The following is a 17,825-nucleotide window of genomic DNA, read 5'->3' on the forward strand; positions in this document are numbered from 1 at the left end:
TCTTCGTTCCGTCGCCAGATTCGCCTCGTCGGAGACAGCGCCGTGGGCGCTTTGGCGGCGCGCCTCGCCTTCGACCACTTCTTCGCCGAAAGGCGTCCCCACAGAATTCAGGGCCGACCGGTCCCACCCCGCCGCGCAGCGGCTTTCGAGAGTTTGAATGACCGACACATCGAACGAACTCGTCTTCCTGCCCCTGGGCGGGTCGAACGAGATCGGCATGAACTTCAACGCCTACGGCTTCGGCCCGGCGCACGACCGCAAATGGATCATCGTCGACGTCGGCGTGACCTTCGGCGACCTGACCACGCCGGGCGTGGACATCATCGTGCCCGACCCGACGGCGCTGGAAGGCGAGACGATCCTCGGCATCGTGGTCACCCACGCGCATGAGGATCACATCGGCGGCCTGCCCTGGCTGTGGCCGCGTCTGAAGGCGCCGATCTACGCCACGCCGTTCACCGCCTACCTGGTGCGTGAGAAGCTGCGCGACGCGGGCATCGACGACGCCCCGATTCATCTGGTCGACGTCGGCGGCACGGTCGATCTGGGCCCGTTCCACGTCGAGATGGTCACAATGACCCACTCGATCGCCGAACCCAGCGGCCTGGCGATCAGGACCCCGCTCGGGACCGTATTCCATACCGGTGACTGGAAGCTCGACGACGATCCCGTGCTGGGCTCGAACACCGACGTCGAGGGGCTCAAGCGGCTCGGCGACGACGGGGTTCTGGCCATGGTGTGCGACTCCACCAACGTCTTTCAGGACGGGGTGGCGGGGTCCGAAGGCGAGGTCCGCACCGCGCTGGCCGCGCTCATCTCGGAGTTGAAGGGTCGTGTCGCCGTCGGCTGCTTCGCCTCCAACGTCGCCCGCATGGACAGCGTCATCCATGCCGCCGAACAGGCCGGGCGCCGCGTCGCCCTGGCCGGGCGATCGATGCACCGCATCACGGCGGCCGCGAAGTCCGTCGGCATGCTGTCGGACGTGAAGCCGTTCCTCACCGAGCAGGAGGCGCGCATCTGGCCGGCCGATGAGATCCTGTATCTGTGCACCGGCAGCCAGGGCGAGCCGCGCGCCGCCCTGTCGCGCGTGGCCGACGGCAGCCACCCCTTCATCAAGCTGGGTCCCGGCGACCACTGCATCTTCTCGTCGCGCATCATCCCGGGCAACGAGGTGCCGATCGGCCGCCTTCAGGACCGACTGTCGGAGCGCGGCGTGCGCATCTACACCGACAAGGACCACCCCGGAATTCACGTGTCGGGTCACCCGTGCCGGGATGAGCTGAAGCTGATGTACCAGTGGGTGCGGCCGCAGATCGCCGTGCCGACCCACGGCATGCGTCGCCACATCGCCGAGCACGCCCTGCTGGCGAAGGACATGCAGGTTCCGCAGACGGTCACCCCGCGCGACGGCGACATGGTGCGCCTGGCCCCCGGGCCGGCCGTGATCATCGACGAGGTCCCTTCGGCGCGGCTGTTCGTCGACGGCGGCATGCTGGTCGAGGAGGCGGGCGAGGCCCTGCGCGAGCGGCGACACGCATCCAGCAACGGGGTGCTCATCGTCAGCTTCGCCCTGGACAAGCGCGGCAGGATCGTCAGCGACATCGACGTGCGCGGCCTGGGCCTGCCCGGCGACGCCGACCGGCCGCTCGGCGACATTCTGGACGACATGGCCGAGCGCGTCGAACAGACCGTCCGTAAGCTGAAGGGCGAGGCGCTGGAGGACGAAATGGTGGTGGAACAGGCCGTCGCGCGCACGCTGAAGAAGGCCAGCCAGCACATCTGGGACCGCCGCCCCATCGTCGAGACGATCGTGCTGCGGCTGTAGACCGCTTTCACGAAACCGCTCGGAGAGGATACAGCACGGGCATGATCGGACGCCTGAATCACGTCGGGGTCGCCACCCCGTCCATCGCGGCCTCGGTGGCCCTGTACCGCGACATGCTTGGCGCCACGAAGGCGCACACGCCGTTCGACCTGCCGGCGCAGGGCGTGCGGGTCTGCTTCATCGACCTGCCGAACAGCCAGATCGAGCTGATCGAGCCCCTCGGCGAAGACAGCCCGATCCACGGCTTTCTGGCGAAGAACCCGAAGGGCGGGCAGCATCATGTCTGCTTCGAGGTCGAGGACATTCTGGCCGCGCGCGACGCCCTGCGCGCCAGGGGCGCGACCATCCTGGGCACGGGCGAGCCTCGCATCGGCGCCCACGGCACGCCGATCCTGTTCCTGCATCCGAAGGACATGGGCGGGGTGCTGGTCGAACTGATGGAAACGCCGAAGGAGCCGCATTGATGGACTTCCCCATCGGCCCGATCACCATGACGGCGATCTACATCACCTGCTGGTGGACCGTGCTGTTCGCCGTCCTGCCGCTGGGCATGAACCAGAGCGATCAGGAGCGTCCGACCGACGGCGGCCAGTGGGGGGCGCCGGCGAACCCGAACCTCAAGAAGAAATTCCTGACCACCACCTGGGTCTCCGCCATCGTCTGGGCGTTCATCATGGTCCTGATCGGCACGGGGTGGCTGCCGCTGCCGAACCTGCGCTGATCGCGGCCTAGCTTTCGCCCCGCCGTCCCGGCTAAAGCTGGCGGCCCACCTCCCGCCTGCCCGGATTCCCAGACCATGCGCCTGTCGCGCTACTTCCTGCCCACGCTGAAAGAGGCGCCGTCGGACGCCCAGATCGTCTCGCACCAGCTGATGCTGCGCGCCGGCCTGATCAAACAGGAGGCCGCCGGCATCTACGCCTGGTTGCCGCTGGGTCTGCGGGTGCTGCGCAGGATCGAACAGATCGTGCGCGAGGAGCAGGTGAGGGCGGGCGCGGTCGAACTTCTGATGCCCACCCTCCAGCTGGCCGACCTGTGGCGCGAGAGCGGTCGCTACGAAGCCTACGGCCCGGAGATGCTGCGCATCACCGACCGGCACGAGCGCGAGTTGCTGTATGGGCCCACCAACGAGGAGATGATCACCGACATCTTCCGTGCCTACGTGAAGAGCTACAAGGCGCTGCCGCTCAACCTCTTCCACATCCAATGGAAGTTCCGCGACGAGCGCCGGCCGCGCTTCGGCGTCATGCGCGGGCGCGAGTTCCTGATGAAGGACGCCTATTCCTTCGACCTCGACGAGGCGTCGGCGCGGCGCGCCTACAACCGCATGTTCGTCGCCTATCTGAACACCTTCGCCCGCATGGGCCTGAAGGCCGTGCCGATGCGCGCCGACACCGGTCCGATCGGCGGGGATCTGAGCCACGAGTTCATCGTCCTGGCCGACACCGGCGAGAGCCAGGTCTTCTGCGACCGCAAGCTGGTCGAGATGCCCGCGCCCGGCGCCGACGTCGACTGGAACGACCTGCAGGCCATCGTGGACGGCCGCACCTCGCTCTATGCGGCGACCGAGGAAATGCATGACGCCGCCGCCTTCGAAAGCCAGACGGCGGAGGGCGACCGCCTGACCGCCCGGGGGATCGAGGTGGGCCACATCTTCTATTTCGGCACGAAATACTCCGCGCCCATGAAGGCGAAGGTCGCAGGACCCGACGGCGCCGACACGGAGGTTCATATGGGCAGCTACGGCGTCGGCGTCTCGCGCCTGCTGGGCGCCATCATCGAGGCGAGCCATGACGAGGGCGGGATCGTCTGGCCGGACGCCGTCGCGCCGTTCGACGTCGTGGTCATCAACCTGCGCGCCAACGACGAAGCCTGTTCCGCCGCCTGCGAAGACGCGGTGAAGCAGCTGGAATCGCTGGGCAAGGAGGTCCTCTATGACGACACCGACGAGCGCCCGGGCGGCAAGTTCGCCACCGCCGACCTGATCGGCGTGCCGTGGCAGCTGACCATCGGGCCCAAGGGGCTGGCCGAGGGCTTGGTGGAGCTGAAGCGCCGCGCCACGGGCGAGAAGGTCTCCGTGGCGCTGGCCGAGGCGATCGAAAGGCTGACCGCGTGAAGGGCGCGGGTCCCTTCTCCGCCTGGGAGATCGGCCTGGCCATGCGCTACCTCCGCGCCAAGCGGAAGGAAGGCGGCGTCGCCCTGATCGCCTGGATCAGCTTCATCGGCATCATGCTGGCCGTGACCGTGCTGATCTCGGTCATGAGCATCATGGCCGGTTTCCGGTCGGAGCTGCTCAGCCGCATGCTCAGCTTCAACGGGCATCTGTACGTGCACGGGCAGGTGCTGAACGCCGACGACCGCGAGCAACGGCTGGCCTCTCTGGACGCTCTCCCGCAGGTCGTCAGCGTCACGCCGCTGATCGAAAGCCCGGCGATGTTCCGGGCCGGCGGCCAGGTCACCGGCGGTCTCGTCCGCGGCATCCGTCCGGGCGATCTGGACTCCATGCGCTTCGTCTTCGCCAGCCTCGACGACCGCGCCAAACAGACGTTCGGCCAGGGCGAATGGGGCGGCGACCGCGTGCTGGTCGGCAAGGCGCTGGCCCAACAGCTGGGTCTCGGCGTCGGCTCGCCCATCACCCTCTACTCGCCGACGGGCGCCGACAGCGCCTTCGGCAATCTCGGCGGACAGGAGAAGACCTATGTCGTCGGCGGCGTCTTCTCCTCCGGCGCCGCGGACTTCGACCGCGCCTACGTCTTCATGCCGCTGGAGCAGGCCCAGCTGTTCTTCGGCAAGGAGGGTCTCTGGGACGTCGTCGAACTGAAGGTCACGGAACCGGATCGGGTCGAGCGGCTGCTTCCCGCCGTGCGTGAGGCGGCGGGCCCGGGCACGCTGGTCACGGACTGGCGCCAGAGCCTCGCCGCCTTCTGGGGCGCGCTCCAGGTCGAACGCGTGGCGATGAGCATCATCTTGGGCATGCTGGTCGTCATCGCCACGCTGAATATCATCAGCGGCATCGTCATGCTGGTGAAGAACAAGACGCGCGACATCGCCGTGCTGCGCACCGTGGGGGCCAGCCCCTCGTCCATGCTTCGCGTCTTCTTCATCGCCGGAGCCACGATCGGCGTCGCGGGCACCGCAGCCGGGATCACCCTGGGCTTGCTGTTCTGCCTGAACATCGCGGCGATCCAGCACTTCCTCGAGCGCCTGCTCGGCGTGCAGCTGTTCAACGCCGAGGTCTACATGCTCGACGCCGTGCCGGCGCTGGTCGACATGGGCGACGTCTTCTGGGTGGCCGTGCTCGCCGTCGGCGCCTCATGTGTCGCCGCCTTCCTGCCGTCGTGGAGGGCCAGCCGCCTGGATCCGGTGGAGGCGCTTCGCTATGAGTGAGCCCGTCCTCTCCGTCCGCAACCTGACGCGCACCTACGCCACCGGGTCGGGCGGCCTGACCGTGCTGAAGGGCGTCGATCTGGACGTCCGCCCGGGCGAGGTCGTGGGCCTGATCGGTCCGTCGGGTTCCGGAAAGTCGTCGCTGCTGCACGCCGCGGGCCTGCTGGAGCGTCCGACTGAAGGTTCGATCGCCATAGACGGCGAGGACGTCGGCGGGCTGGACGAACGCGCCCGCACCAAGCTGCGGCTGTTCAAGATCGGCTTCGTCTATCAGTTCCACCACCTGCTGCCGGAGTTCGACGCGCGGGACAACGTGGCCCTGCCCATGCGCATCGCCGGGGTGGCGGAGGCCGAGGCCCGCCGCCGCGCCGAGGAGACCCTGACCTCGCTCGGTCTCGGCGAACGCCTGACGCACCAGCCGGCCCAGATGTCGGGCGGGGAGCAGCAGCGGGTGGCCATCGCCCGCGCCCTCGGTAACTCTCCCCGCCTGCTGCTGGCCGACGAGCCCACCGGCAACCTGGATCCCACCACCAGCCAGGCGGTGTTCGACGATCTGCGCGCGCGGGTCAAAGCCACCGGCGTGGCCGCGCTGATCGCCACGCACAACATGGAACTTGCGGGGCATATGGACCGCGTCTTCGCCTTGAAGGACGGCCATCTGGAAGAGCGGCCGGCAGAGAGCCAGGCCTACTGAGGGGCTTCGCCGTGCGCGGGGGCGAACCCCCGCCGCGCCGGCCTATCGCCACTTCCGGCCTTCGCCGTGCTTGCCAACGCTCAGGAACTCGGCGTCCGCCGCCTTGTGCACGTACTGTTCGCTGACCAGCCACCCCTTCAGTGGCCGCAGCACGCCCAGACACGCCAGCGCCAGCAGGGGAAACGTCACCACGAAATGCACCCAGATCGGGGGCTGGACGGTGAAGTCGAACGCCATGAACGCCGCCATTCCGACCGTTCCGACCAGGCTCATCCCGAAGAAGGCAGGCCCGTCGGCAGGGTCCGCGAATCCGAGGTCGAGCCCACAGACCGGGCAGGCGTCGCGAATTTTCAGGAAGCCCCGAAGCACGGGGCCTTCGCCGCACCGGGGGCATCGACAGCGCAGTCCCGTGCGCAGGGTGCTCAGTCGCGGATAATCCTTGTCGCTCATGAAAGGCCTTCTACTCCCGCCCGCCGGTTCGCGGACGGACTGATCGTCGCAGTGTGATCGGCCGTGGCCGTGGAACGTTCCTGTGTCGGGCAGCGGACCCAGGCGCCCGCGACTGTGGTTCTTGACGGGAACCAAAGCAGAACATAGAACATAGCCGGAACATCATTTCTGGGGACGGTCCTATGGCTCGGTGGATGCGGGAAGCGATGGCGCTGGCGTCGTGCGGCGGTTTCGTCTGGATGGTCTGGCAGGTGGCGTTGAGCGCGCACGGGGCCTGATCGCGACCGAGTGATGGAAATGAGAGCCTTTTTTTTTGGACTCTCACTCTCGCGCCGAGCGCGTGGACCGGGCGAGCGAGTCGCGGTCTGATCAGATGATGAAGCGGGTGACGGCGTGAGCGAGGCGGCGACGGGTTCGGGGTTCGTGCACCTGCGGGTGCGCTCGGCCTATTCGCTGCTGGAAGGCGCCCTGAAGGCCGGCAAGATCCCAAAGATGGCGGCCGACGCAGGCATGCCCGCCGTGGGCGTCGCCGACCGGGCCAACCTGTTCGGCGCGCTGGAGTTCAGTCAGGCCGCGCGCGACGCCGGCGTCCAGCCCCTGATCGCCTGCGCCCTGCCGGTGTCGGGCATCGGCGGTCAGGTGAACGCTCGCTGGGCACGTTGCGCCACCGTGGTGCTGATCGCCCAGGACGAGGCCGGCTGGCTGAACCTGTGCGACCTGTCGTCCGCCGCCTATCTGGGAGCCGACGACGCTGTCGAGCCCTGCGTGCCCTGGTCCCGCGTGGTCGAGCGTAGCGAGGGGCTGATCCTGCTGTCCGGCGGCCCGGACGGCCCGGTCGATCCCCTGTTCGTGCAGGGTCGGGAGGCGGAAGCGCGCGCCGCGCTGGGCGAGATGGCCCGCGTCTTCGGCGATCGCTTCTACGTCGAACTGCAGCGACACGGCCGCCCGGAAGAGGCGCAGGCCGAGGCCGGTCTGGTGGCGTGGGCCTATGAGAACGACGTGCCGCTGGTCGCCACCAACGACGTCCACTACGCCAAGGCGGCGCAGGCGCGGAGCCACGACGCCCTGCTGTGCATCGCCGACGGCGCCTTCGTGGGTCAGGACGACCGCCGTCGCATCACGGACCAGCACTGGTTCAAGCCGCCGGCGGCCATGCGGCAGCTGTTCGCGGACCTGCCCGAAGCCTGCGAGTCCACGCTGGAGATCGCCCGCCGCTGCGCCTTCCTGGTCAAGACCCGCGCGCCCATCCTGCCCCGCTTCGACACGGGCGACGGCCGCAGCGAGCCCGACGAGCTGCTGCATCAGGCCCGCGAGGGGCTGAAGGCGCGTCTGAAGCAGGTCGTGCCCGCCGCGCCGGAGGCGGACTACTGGAACCGGCTGGAGTGGGAGGTCGGGATCATCACCCAGATGGGCTTCCCGGGCTACTTCCTGATCGTGGCCGACTTCATCAAATGGGCCAAGGCGCACGGCATACCCGTGGGCCCGGGGCGCGGATCGGGCGCCGGCTCGCTGGTGGCCTGGGCTCTGACCATCACGGATCTCGACCCCCTGCGGTTCGGCCTGCTGTTCGAGCGGTTCCTGAACCCCGAGCGGGTCTCAATGCCCGACTTCGACATCGACTTCTGTCAGGAGCGTCGGGAGGAGGTCATCGCCTATGTGCAGCAGCACTACGGCGACGACCGGGTGGCCCAGATCATCACGTTCGGCACCCTGCAGGCCCGTGCAGTGCTGCGCGACGTCGGCCGCGTGCTGCAGATGCCGCTGGGCCAGGTCGACCGCCTCTGCAAGATGGTGCCGAACAACCCGGCCAATCCGACGACGCTGGAACAGGCCATCGAGATCGAGCCGCGCCTGAAGGAGGCGCGTGACGCCGAGCCCGCCGTGGCCAATCTGCTGGGCGTGTCGCTTGAGCTGGAGGGGCTGTACCGCAACGCCTCGACCCACGCCGCCGGCATCGTCATCGGCGACCGTCCGCTGACCGAGCTGGTTCCCCTCTACAAGGATCCGCGCTCGGACATCCCGGCCACCCAGTTCAACATGAAGTGGGTCGAGCCGGCCGGTCTGGTGAAGTTCGACTTCCTCGGCCTGAAGACGCTGACGGTGCTGGATCGCGCCCGCCAGTTTCTCGAGCGGCGGGGCGCCGCACCCGACTGGAACGGCCTGCCGCTGGACGACGCGGCGACCTACGAGCTCATGGCCTCGGGTCAGACGGTCGGCGTGTTCCAGCTGGAATCGCAAGGCATGCGCGACACCCTGCGCAAGATGCGCTGTGGCTCCATCGAGGAGATCACGGCCCTGATCTCCCTCTATCGCCCGGGTCCGATGGAGATGATCGACACCTACATCGACCGAAAGTTCGGCCGACAGGAGGTCGACTACCTGCACCCCACGCTGAAGGAGACCCTGTCGGAGACCTACGGCGTGATCATCTACCAGGAGCAGGTGATGAAGATCGCCCAGATCCTGGCTGGCTACAGCCTCGGCGAGGCCGACCTCCTGCGCCGGGCCATGGGCAAGAAGAAGAAGGAGGAGATGGATTTTCAACGCGCGCGCTTCATCGCGGGCGCGTCGGAGAAGTCCGTGCCGGAGGCCCAGTCCGGCGGCATCTTCGACCTCGTGGCGAAGTTCGCGGGCTACGGCTTCAACAAGTCCCACGCCGCGGCCTATGCCCTGATCAGCTTCCAGACCGGCTGGCTGAAGGCCAATCACCCCGTCGAGTTCATGGCCGCGTCCATGAGTCTCGACCTCTCGAACACGGACAAGCTGGCCGTCTTCTATCAGGACGCCCGCCGCTTCGGCGTCAGGGTCGAAAGGCCCGACGTGAACCGGTCCTCGGCCGACTTCGACGTGGCCTGGACGGACGGAGAGGGTGCCGTCCTGTACGCGCTCGGCGCCGTCCGCAACGTGGGGCTGGAGGCCATGCGCCACGTGGTGGAGGTGCGCGAGACCGGCGGGCGCTTCGCCGACGTCTTCGACTTTCTGGAACGGGTCGATCCGCGCGCGGTCAACAAGCGCGCCATAGAGAACCTGGCCCGCGCCGGCGCCTTCGACTCCATCCATCCGAACCGCCGCCAGCTGGTCGAGCAGGCCGACGTGCTGATCGCCTATTGCCAGAGCGTGGCGGCCGAGCGCGCCAGCAGCCAGGTCAGCCTGTTCGGCGCCGATCAGGCCCACGCCGCCCGCCCGCGCCTGAAGCCGGTCGAGCCGTGGAGCGGCCCGGACGCGCTGGACCAGGAGCTGGCGGCCGTGGGCTTCTACCTGTCCGGCCACCCCTTGGAGGACCTGGCCCCCGCCCTCAAACGTCGACGCGTCACCTTCGCCGCCGAGGTGCAGGCCCTGGCCGAGAGCGGGCACGAGGCCTTCCAGATGGCCGGCGTCGTTCGGCGGCGTCAGGAGCGGGCGAGCGCCCGCACAGGCGAGAAGTTCGCCTTCGTGACGTTCTCGGATCCGACGGGCGAGTTCGAATGCCTGTTCCCGCCCGAACAGCTGCGCCGCTGCCGCGACCGCCTCGAGACGGGGGCCACGGTACTGGTCAAGGTGCGCGCCAAGGCCGCGGACGGAGAAGTCCGCTATTTCGGCGACGACGTTTCCCCCCTGGACCGGATCATCGACGACGCGGCGGCCGGATTGCGCGTCCATGTGTCCTCGCGCGCCGCCGACGCGGAAGCGCTGAAGGCCCGCCTCGACCGTGCGCGCGCCGACGACAGGGGCGGGGAGGTCTGCATCGTCGCCGCGCTGGAAGGACGGCGCGAGGTCGAAATCCGGCTTCCCGGCCGCTACCGCCTCGACGCCGCCGTCCGCGGCGCGTTGAAGACGGCACCGGGGGTGACGCTGCTGGAGGACGCATAGCGGCCGTCCGGCTTGCCTTTCCTCCGGATCTCCCCTACATGCGCGCCCACTTCACACGCAGGCGTGGCGCGTGCCGGGAGACATCCGGTCCGCTCCGTTCCGAGGGCCCAAATCCTTAGGGAGGGGGGCCTTTAAAGCGCCTGCGGCGGATCAATCGGATAAAGGACTGAACGCAGATGGCTCTGCCTGAATTCTCCATGCGCACCCTGCTCGAAGCGGGCGCCCACTTCGGCCACCAGACGCACCGCTGGAACCCGAAGATGGAGCGCTACATCTTCGGCTCGCGCTCGAACATCCACATCATCGACCTGTCGCAGTCGATTCCGCTGCTGCACCAGGCGCTGGTCGCCGTGCGCGACGTGGCGGCCAAGGGCGGCCGCGTGCTGTTCGTCGGCACCAAGCGCCAGGCGTCGGAGCCGATCGCCGAGGCCGCCAAGCGCTCGGCCCAGTACTACATGAACAACCGCTGGCTGGGCGGCACGCTGACCAACTGGAAGACCGTGTCGGGCTCCATCGCCCGCCTGCGCGAACTGGACTCCCTGCTGGAGTCGGGCGGCGAAGGCCGGGTCAAGAAGGAACTGCTGACCCTGCAGCGCGAGCGCGACAAGCTGGAGCTGTCGCTGGGCGGCATCAAGGACATGGGCGGCCTGCCGGACATCATGTTCGTGATCGACACCAACAAGGAAGCGATCGCGATCCAGGAAGCCCGCAAGCTGAACATCCCGGTCATCGCCATTCTGGACACCAACTGCGATCCGGACGGCATCACCTATCCGATCCCGGGCAACGACGACGCCGCCCGCGCCATCCAGACCTACTGCGACCTGATCGCCGACGCGGTCCTCGACGGCCTGGCCTCGGGCGCCTCGGCCTCGGGCGTGGATCTGGGCGCCTCTGAAGCCCCGGTCGAGCCGATGCTGCGCGAAGCCAAGGCCGCTCCGGCCGAGGCCGAAGCCGCCCCGGCCGGCACGGAAGACGTCGCCGCCGAGCTGGAAGCCGCCGCCGAGGCTCCGGCGGCCGCCGAAGCCGACGCCGACGCCCAGGCCGCGACGACCGAGGCGCTCGACGCCGTCGAAACCGAGAAGGCCACGGGCTGACCGCCCTGCGGTCTTCTCCCCCCATGCAGCGAGGCCCCGCGGGCCGAGCGGTAGGGGAAAGAGAGATGGCCGCGCCTGACACCATGAGCGCGGCCGGGTCCCTCACGGGCCCGGCCGTTCCCGCATACGAAGACCAAGGAGACTGAACATGGCCGAGATCACCGCCGCCCTCGTCAAGGAACTGCGCGAGCGCTCCGGCGTCGGCATGATGGACTGCAAGAAGGCCCTGCAGGAGAACGACGGCAACATCGAAGCCGCGATCGACTGGCTGCGCGCCAAGGGCCTGTCCAAGGCCGCCAAGAAGGCCGACCGCGTCGCCGCCGAGGGCTTGGTCGCCGTCGCGTCGAAGGAAGTGGGCGCCGGCGAGGTGGCCTCGGCCATCGAGTTCAACGCCGAGACCGACTTCGTGGCCCGCAACGACCTGTTCCAGAACGCCGCCAAGAAGTTCGCCGAGCTGGGCCTGGAGCACGCCACGGTCGAGGGCCTGCACGGCGCCGAGCTGGAAGCCGGCAAGACCGTCCAGGACGAAGTCACCAACATGATCGCCACCATCGGCGAGAACATGCAGCTGCGCCGCGCCGCCCGCCTGTCGGTCGACGAGGGCGTGGTGGCCACCTACGTCCACAACGCGGTGTCGCCGGGCGTCGGCCGCATCGGCGTGCTGGTCGCCCTGCACGGCGCGGGCGACAAGGCCAAGCTGCGCGAGCTGGGCCGCAAGATCGCCATGCACGTGGCCGCCACCAGCCCGCTGTCGCTGAACACCGACGACCTCGATCCGGCCGCGATCGAGAAGGAACGCGCCGTGCTCATCGAGAAGGCCAAGGAAGAGGGCCGTCCCGAGAACATGATCGAGAAGATCGTCGAGGGTCAGATCAACAAGTTCCAGAAGGACGTGGTGCTGACCAAGCAGCCGTTCGTCATGAACCCGGATCAGACCATCGAGCAGCTGGTCGCCGAAGAGGGCAAGGCGCTGGGCTCCCCGGGCCTGCACATCGGCGGCTTCGTCCGTCTGGCGCTGGGCGAGGGCGTCGAGAAGGTCGAGGGCCCCGACTTCGCCGACGAGGTCGCCTCGATGATGAAGGGCTGATCGGCCGAAATGCCGAACGCCGAGGGCGCGCCGGGCTTTGAAGCCGGGCGCGCCCTTCGTCTATAAGGGACCGCCGATTCCGGCGTCCTCCGCCCACCGATGGATTTCCGATGCCCGACGCGCCCAGCGAGTTCCGATACAAGCGCGTCCTGCTGAAGGTCTCGGGCGAGGTCCTGATGGGGGACCAAGGCTACGGCATCGACATGGCGACCGTCGCCGAGGTGGCCCAGGCCGTGGCCGAGGTCGCGCGCGAGGGGGTGGAGATCTGTCTCGTCATCGGCGGCGGCAACATCTTCCGGGGCCTGTCGAAGGCGGCCGGCGACATGGACCGCGCCTCGGCCGATTACATGGGCATGCTGGCGACCGTCATGAACGCCCTCGCCATGCAGGCGGCGCTGGAGAAGATCGGCGTCCAGACACGGGTCCAGAGCGCGCTGGTGATGAACGCCGTGGCGGAACCCTATGTGCGGCGCCGGGCCCTGCGGCATCTGGAGAAGGGTCGCGTGGTGATCTTCGCCGCCGGCGTGGGCGCGCCCTTCTTCACCACCGACTCGGGCGCGGCCCTGCGTGCGGCCGAGATGGGCTGCGACGCCCTGCTCAAGGGCACCAGCGTCGACGGGGTCTACACTGCCGATCCCAAGAAGGACGCAACGGCCACCCGCTACGACGAGCTGACGTACCACGACGTGCTCGCGCGCGACCTGAAGGTGATGGACGCGTCCGCCGTCGCCCTGATGCGTGACTCCGGCATCCCGATCGTGGTGTTCTCGATCCGTGAGAAGGGATCGTTCCGGCGGACCCTGCGCGGCGAGGGCGCCTTCACCGTGATCCACAACGCCAAGACCGCCTGACAAGATCAAGAAGACACGAGAGAACCGCCCATGGCCAAGCCCGACCTCAAAACGTATCGCGACCGCATGGACAAGGCGGTGGACGCGCTGAAGAGCGAGTTCAACGGCCTGCGTACGGGTCGGGCCAACGCCGGTCTGCTGGATCCCGTCACGGTCGAGGCCTACGGCTCGACGTCGCCGTTGAACGCCGTGGCGGCGATCAGCGTGCCGGAGCCGCGCATGATCTCGGTCAGCGTCTGGGACAGGGGCATGGTGGTCTCGGTCGAGAAGGCCATTCGCGCCGCGGGCCTCGGTCTGAACCCGGTCGTCGACGGTCAGACCCTGCGGATTCCCATCCCTCCGCTGACGGAGGAACGTCGCCGCGATCTGGCGAAGCTGGCCGGCAAGTACGCCGAGCAGCAGAAGATCGCCGTGCGCAACGTGCGCCGCGACGCCAACGACGACCTGAAGAAGGCCGAAAAGGCGTCCGACATCAGTCAGGACGAGCAGAAGAAGATGGAAGCCGAGGTCCAGAAGGACACAGACGCCGCCATCAAGCGCATCGACGAGGCCCTCAAGGCCAAGGAAGCGGAGATCATGCAGGTCTGAGGCGCCTTAGCCCCGGCCGCGCCCGCGAATGAGCGACGCTGACCCCGATCAGGCCCCCGGGCCCCGCCATGTGGCGATCATCATGGACGGCAACGGCCGCTGGGCCGAGCGTCGCGGCCTGCCGCGCGCCGTCGGCCATCGCGAGGGCGTGCAGGCGCTGAAGCGCACCGTGCAGGCCGCGCCCAGGCTTGGCGTGGAATGCCTGACCGTCTACGGCTTCTCGACAGAGAACTGGCGGCGATCTGCGGAAGAGGTCTCCGACCTGATGGGGCTGGTCCGGGCCTATGTCGGCAGCGATCTCGCCCGGTTGAAGCGGGAAGGCGTGCGGGTGCGGATCCTGGGGAGACGCGAGGGGCTGCCGCCCGACATCGCCGACATCGTGGCCCGCACCGAAGCGGAGACGGCCGCGAACGACAGGTTCCGCCTGCAGGTGGCCTTCAACTACGGCGGCAGGGCTGACGTCGTCGACGCCGCCCGCAAGTTGGCCGCCGCGGGTGAAGCGATCGACGAGGAGTCTTTCGGCCGCGCCCTGTCGACCGGCGACGGCCCGCCGGTCGACGTCATCGTCCGCACCTCCGGTGAGACGCGGCTGTCGAACTTCCTTCTGTGGGAGGCCGCCTACGCCGAGTTGGTGTTCCAGGACGTGCTGTGGCCGGACTACGGCGAGGCGCATCTGGCCGAGGTGGTCGCCGCCTTCCGCAACCGCGACCGGCGCTACGGTGGTCGCCCGGCGGTTTCCGCCTGATGCCGGCGCTCAAGGATCTGGGGCTGCGGGCCGTCTCGGCCCTCGTGCTGGCGCCGCTGGCCGTGCTGGCGATCTGGGCCGGCGAAAGCTGGTTTCTGGCGATCATGCTGGCCGCGTGCGCGGTGCTGGCGCGCGAGTGGGCCCAGATGAGCGCTCCGCAGCGCGCGACCCCGATCGCCTGGGCAGTCGGAGCGGCGCTCGTGGCGGTCACGGCCACCGCTCACGTCGGCGCCATGTCGCTCGCCCTGGTTCTGCTGGTCTTCGCGGCGGCGGTCGCGGGGGTGTTCGCCCGACGCGTGGGTCAGGAGGGCGTCGACGCCGCCTACGGCGTCCTCTACCTCGGCTGGCCCGCCATCCTCCTGATCTGGCTCCGTGACGGCGACTCCGCCCTCGGGCTGAGCTGGACCATCCTCGTCTTCGTGGTGGCCTGGGCGTCCGACGTCATGGCGTTCGTGATGGGCAGCCTGCTCAAGGGACCGAAACTCTGGCCCCGCTATTCGCCCAACAAAACCTGGTCAGGCTTCATCGGCGGCCTCGCGGCGGGCGCCTTGGCCGGCTGGCTGATTGCGGCCTTCATTCCCGGCGGGCTTGGTCTGCCGGACCCGGGGCTGGGTCTGGCGCTGGGCTTTGCCGGAGCGCTGGCCACGATGGCCGGCGATCTGTGGGAGTCGGCGCTCAAGCGTCGCTTCGGCGTCAAGGATGCGGGGGGATTGATTCCCGGACACGGAGGCCTCCTGGACCGGGTCGACGGCCTGATGTTCGCCGCCGTCGTGCTGGCCGGCTGCCGTCTGGCGAGCATGATGTGGGCGACGGGCGCGTGATCCGTCGCAAGGTCACGGTGCTCGGATCGACCGGGTCCGTCGGCGCGTCCACGCTGGACCTGATGGCGCAGACGGCCGCGTCCGGCGAGGCCGTGTACGAGGTCGAAGCCCTGACGGGCGGGGCGAACGTGGCCTTGCTGGCCGAGCAGGCGAAGCGCTGGAAGGCGAAGCTGGCGGTCACGGCCCACGAGAACCGGCTGGACGACCTGCGCGCCGCCCTGTCCGGGTCGGGCGTCGAGGCGGCCGCGGGCGAGGGGGCGCTGGTGGAAGCCGCCCTGCGCCCTTCGGACTGGACGATGGCCGCCATCGTCGGGTCGGCGGGTCTGCGCTCGGCGTGGGCCGCCGCGGGGCGGGGAGGGGTGCTGGCGCTGGCCAACAAGGAAAGCCTGGTCTGCTGCGGGCGGGCGCTGGTCGAGCGCGTGAAGGACGGCGGCGGGCGCTTGATCCCGGTGGACTCCGAACACTCGGCGATCTTCCAGGTTTTCGACGCGCATCGTCCGGAGGGCGTCGAGCGTCTGGTGCTGACGGCCTCGGGGGGACCGTTCCGTGGACGCTCGCGCGCCGACCTCGCGAACATCACGCCGGAGCAGGCGGTCGCCCACCCGAAGTGGTCCATGGGCGCCAAGATCTCGGTCGACAGCGCGACTTTGGCGAACAAGGGGCTGGAAACGATCGAAGCGGCCTACCTGTTCGACATGCCCGCCGACCGGATCGACGTCGTCGTCCACCCCGAGTCCATCGTGCACAGTCTGGTGGAGCACAGGGACGGGTCGACGCTGGCGCAGCTGGGGCAGCCCGACATGCGCACGCCCATCGCGGTGGCGCTGTCCTGGCCGGACAGGCTGCCCTGGCCGGCGCCGCGTCTGGATCTCGCGGCCTTGGGCCGCCTGACCTTCGAGGCGCCCGACATGGAGACCTTCCCTGCGCTGAGACTGGCGCGAGAGGCGCTGACGGTCGGAGGTGCGGCCCCCACCGTCTTCAACGCGGCCAACGAGGTGGCCGCACTGGCCTTTCTTGACCGGAGACTCGCGTTTCTCAATATTGCCGCAGTCGTCGCCGAAACGCTCGAGGCGGCGACGACGGGAGGACTGCTCACCGCCGGCGGCGACTGTGACGGAGCGCTGGCCGTGGACGGCGAGGCGCGACGCCTGGCGCGGACGGTCGTCGATCGTCTCGCGGCCTGAGCGGCGGAGGAGCGATGAACGCCATTTTCGACCTGCTCGGCTCGCTGCTGGTCCATGTGGTCCCGTTCGTGCTGGTCCTCAGCATCATCGTGACCATTCACGAGCTCGGGCATTTTCTCATGGCGCGCGCCTTCGGCGTGAAGATCGACCAGTTCTCGCTCGGCTTCGGCAAGCGGCTCTGGAGTCGAACGGACCGGCATGGCGTCGAATGGCGGGTCGCGGCGCTTCCGCTGGGCGGTTACGTCAAGTTCTCGGGCGATCTGGACGCGTCGAGCGTGCCGGATCAGGCGGGTCTGGCCGAGTTGAAATCTCGGCTCATCGCCGAGCAGGGTCCGGGCGCGGAGCGGGACTATTTCCACTTCAAGCCGATCTGGCAGCGCGCCCTGATCGTGGCGGCGGGACCGGCGGCCAACTTCATTCTGGCGGCCGTTCTCTTCACGGTCCTGTTCTCCGTGGTCGGCGAGCAGATCGTGGCGCCGCGCATCGCCCAGGTGGTCCCGGGCACGCCCGCGGCCGAGGCCGGCTTCCGTCGTGGCGATCTGATCACCTCGATCAACGGCCGTGCCGTCGTGGAAGCCGCGGAAGTGACCCAGAAGGTCGTGCTGAGCGCCAACGAGCCGCTGACGTTCGGCGTGCGTCGCGGCGAAGAGACCCTGTCCCTGACCGCGACGCCCGAGCGCGTGATCGAACAGGATGAGATCGCTGGGCGCGTCCGCATCGCGCGCATCGGCATGTCGCTCGGCCCGCTCGTCAGGTCCGACTTCAGCTATCGCCCGCTGAATCCCCTTGAGGCGCTCCAGCGCGGCGTCGGCCAGATCGGCGCCACGCTGAACACGACGCTGACCTATCTGGGCCGCATCTTCACGGGACGGGAATCCGGTGATCTGCTCAGCGGGCCGCTGGGCATCGCCAAGGCCGCCGGCGGCGCGACCCAGCAGGCTCTGGCGGGCGACGGCGGGGCGGGCATCAAGTCCGCCAACCTCGCCCTGACGCTTCTTCAGTTCGCCGCCTTAGTTTCGATCGGAATTGGCTTTGTAAATCTGCTCCCGATTCCGGTTCTCGATGGGGGGCACCTGATGTTTTACGCCTATGAGGCTGTTGCTCGACGGCCAGTCCCCGCGCGGGTACAGGACGCGGGGTTCCGCGTCGGTCTTGCCTTGCTGGCGGGATTGATGTTGTTCGCCACTTGGCACGATCTGCAGAAACTGAATCTCTTCGCCTTCCTCGGCGGGCTCGCCTCGTGAGCCGAC

General features: G+C 68.8%; 16 protein-coding genes. 15 read left to right on the forward strand and 1 reads right to left on the reverse strand.

Annotation, left to right across the window (positions count from 1 at the left end):
* The first annotated feature begins 157 nt into the window (after positions 1-157).
* The 6 genes from VGR32_RS11175 to VGR32_RS11200 all read left to right on the forward strand — a co-directional run bounded on the left by VGR32_RS11175 (position 158) and on the right by VGR32_RS11200 (position 5,903).
* Positions 158-1,825 carry a ribonuclease J gene (locus tag VGR32_RS11175; RefSeq protein WP_327450646.1) on the forward strand — a complete coding sequence of 556 codons (1,668 nt, stop codon included), beginning with the start codon at positions 158-160 and terminating at the stop codon, positions 1,823-1,825.
* Positions 1,826-1,866: 41 nt separating this feature from the next.
* Positions 1,867-2,289: a methylmalonyl-CoA epimerase gene (mce, locus tag VGR32_RS11180; protein ID WP_327450648.1), complete on the forward strand. Its 423-nt coding sequence runs from the start codon at positions 1,867-1,869 to the stop codon at positions 2,287-2,289.
* Positions 2,289-2,546, forward strand: a complete 258-nt coding sequence (locus VGR32_RS11185; RefSeq protein ID WP_125257335.1) for a DUF1467 family protein — start codon at positions 2,289-2,291, stop codon at positions 2,544-2,546. The genes mce and VGR32_RS11185 overlap by 1 nt, the downstream gene beginning before the upstream one ends.
* A 75-nt stretch (positions 2,547-2,621) precedes the next feature.
* A complete protein-coding gene (proS, locus tag VGR32_RS11190; protein WP_327450651.1) occupies positions 2,622-3,938 on the forward strand; it encodes a proline--tRNA ligase in 1,317 nt (438 codons plus the stop codon).
* 41 nt (positions 3,939-3,979) lie between these two features.
* Positions 3,980-5,209: a lipoprotein-releasing ABC transporter permease subunit gene (locus VGR32_RS11195; protein ID WP_327450696.1), complete on the forward strand. Its 1,230-nt coding sequence runs from the start codon at positions 3,980-3,982 to the stop codon at positions 5,207-5,209.
* Entirely contained in the window at positions 5,202-5,903 is a 702-nt protein-coding gene (locus tag VGR32_RS11200) for an ABC transporter ATP-binding protein (protein ID WP_327450653.1), read from the forward strand. Before VGR32_RS11195 ends, VGR32_RS11200 begins: the two co-directional genes overlap by 8 nt.
* Positions 5,904-5,945: 42 nt before the next feature.
* Here the strand turns inward: VGR32_RS11200 and VGR32_RS11205 are convergent, their stop codons facing one another.
* On the reverse strand, positions 5,946-6,353 hold the full coding sequence (locus VGR32_RS11205) for a DUF983 domain-containing protein (protein ID WP_327450655.1): 408 nt from the start codon (positions 6,351-6,353) through the stop codon (positions 5,946-5,948).
* Positions 6,354-6,746: 393 nt separating this feature from the next.
* Between VGR32_RS11205 and dnaE the strand changes: the two genes are divergently transcribed.
* From dnaE to VGR32_RS11250, 9 genes are all read left to right on the forward strand, one after another.
* On the forward strand, positions 6,747-10,202 hold the full coding sequence (gene dnaE / locus VGR32_RS11210) for a DNA polymerase III subunit alpha (protein ID WP_327450656.1): 3,456 nt from the start codon (positions 6,747-6,749) through the stop codon (positions 10,200-10,202).
* 176 nt (positions 10,203-10,378) lie between these two features.
* Positions 10,379-11,299: a 30S ribosomal protein S2 gene (gene rpsB, locus VGR32_RS11215; protein WP_327450657.1), complete on the forward strand. Its 921-nt coding sequence runs from the start codon at positions 10,379-10,381 to the stop codon at positions 11,297-11,299.
* Positions 11,300-11,447: 148 nt separating this feature from the next.
* Positions 11,448-12,386, forward strand: coding sequence for a translation elongation factor Ts (gene tsf / locus VGR32_RS11220; RefSeq protein ID WP_327450658.1), 939 nt, complete (start codon positions 11,448-11,450; stop codon positions 12,384-12,386).
* Between the two features lie 110 nt (positions 12,387-12,496).
* Complete coding sequence (pyrH, locus tag VGR32_RS11225) at positions 12,497-13,237, forward strand: UMP kinase (protein WP_327450660.1); 741 nt, start codon at positions 12,497-12,499, stop codon at positions 13,235-13,237.
* Positions 13,238-13,267: 30 nt separating this feature from the next.
* The gene (gene frr, locus VGR32_RS11230) at positions 13,268-13,825 is read left to right on the forward strand and encodes a ribosome recycling factor (RefSeq protein WP_327450662.1); all 558 of its coding nucleotides are present in this window, start codon (positions 13,268-13,270) and stop codon (positions 13,823-13,825) included.
* Between the two features lie 28 nt (positions 13,826-13,853).
* On the forward strand, positions 13,854-14,570 hold the full coding sequence (uppS, locus tag VGR32_RS11235) for a polyprenyl diphosphate synthase (protein ID WP_327450664.1): 717 nt from the start codon (positions 13,854-13,856) through the stop codon (positions 14,568-14,570).
* Positions 14,570-15,391: a phosphatidate cytidylyltransferase gene (locus VGR32_RS11240; protein ID WP_327450666.1), complete on the forward strand. Its 822-nt coding sequence runs from the start codon at positions 14,570-14,572 to the stop codon at positions 15,389-15,391. The genes uppS and VGR32_RS11240 overlap by 1 nt, the downstream gene beginning before the upstream one ends.
* Positions 15,388-16,575, forward strand: coding sequence for a 1-deoxy-D-xylulose-5-phosphate reductoisomerase (gene dxr, locus VGR32_RS11245; protein ID WP_327450668.1), 1,188 nt, complete (start codon positions 15,388-15,390; stop codon positions 16,573-16,575). Before VGR32_RS11240 ends, dxr begins: the two co-directional genes overlap by 4 nt.
* A 14-nt stretch (positions 16,576-16,589) precedes the next feature.
* Entirely contained in the window at positions 16,590-17,819 is a 1,230-nt protein-coding gene (locus VGR32_RS11250; RefSeq protein ID WP_327450670.1) for a M50 family metallopeptidase, read from the forward strand.
* The last annotated feature ends 6 nt before the right edge of the window (positions 17,820-17,825 follow it).

Origin of the sequence: Brevundimonas sp. (assembly GCF_035935935.1) — a bacterium.
Taxonomy (GTDB): domain Bacteria; phylum Pseudomonadota; class Alphaproteobacteria; order Caulobacterales; family Caulobacteraceae; genus Brevundimonas.

Bases quoted from the DNA above. Each gene is read 5' to 3' on its own strand.
- VGR32_RS11240 (WP_327450666.1), top strand. From the start codon at position 14,570: ATGCCGGCGCTCAAGGATCTGGGGCTGCGGGCCGTCTCGGCCCTCGTG.
- VGR32_RS11175 (WP_327450646.1), top strand. From the start codon at position 158: ATGACCGACACATCGAACGAACTCGTCTTCCTGCCCCTGGGCGGGTCG.
- VGR32_RS11200 (WP_327450653.1), top strand. From the start codon at position 5,202: ATGAGTGAGCCCGTCCTCTCCGTCCGCAACCTGACGCGCACCTACGCC.
- uppS (WP_327450664.1), top strand. From the start codon at position 13,854: ATGAGCGACGCTGACCCCGATCAGGCCCCCGGGCCCCGCCATGTGGCG.
- proS (WP_327450651.1), top strand. From the start codon at position 2,622: ATGCGCCTGTCGCGCTACTTCCTGCCCACGCTGAAAGAGGCGCCGTCG.
- VGR32_RS11185 (WP_125257335.1), top strand. From the start codon at position 2,289: ATGGACTTCCCCATCGGCCCGATCACCATGACGGCGATCTACATCACC.
- VGR32_RS11250 (WP_327450670.1), top strand. From the start codon at position 16,590: ATGAACGCCATTTTCGACCTGCTCGGCTCGCTGCTGGTCCATGTGGTC.
- pyrH (WP_327450660.1), top strand. From the start codon at position 12,497: ATGCCCGACGCGCCCAGCGAGTTCCGATACAAGCGCGTCCTGCTGAAG.
- mce (WP_327450648.1), top strand. From the start codon at position 1,867: ATGATCGGACGCCTGAATCACGTCGGGGTCGCCACCCCGTCCATCGCG.
- rpsB (WP_327450657.1), top strand. From the start codon at position 10,379: ATGGCTCTGCCTGAATTCTCCATGCGCACCCTGCTCGAAGCGGGCGCC.
- frr (WP_327450662.1), top strand. From the start codon at position 13,268: ATGGCCAAGCCCGACCTCAAAACGTATCGCGACCGCATGGACAAGGCG.
- VGR32_RS11205 (WP_327450655.1), bottom strand. From the start codon at position 6,353: ATGAGCGACAAGGATTATCCGCGACTGAGCACCCTGCGCACGGGACTG.
- VGR32_RS11195 (WP_327450696.1), top strand. From the start codon at position 3,980: ATGCGCTACCTCCGCGCCAAGCGGAAGGAAGGCGGCGTCGCCCTGATC.
- tsf (WP_327450658.1), top strand. From the start codon at position 11,448: ATGGCCGAGATCACCGCCGCCCTCGTCAAGGAACTGCGCGAGCGCTCC.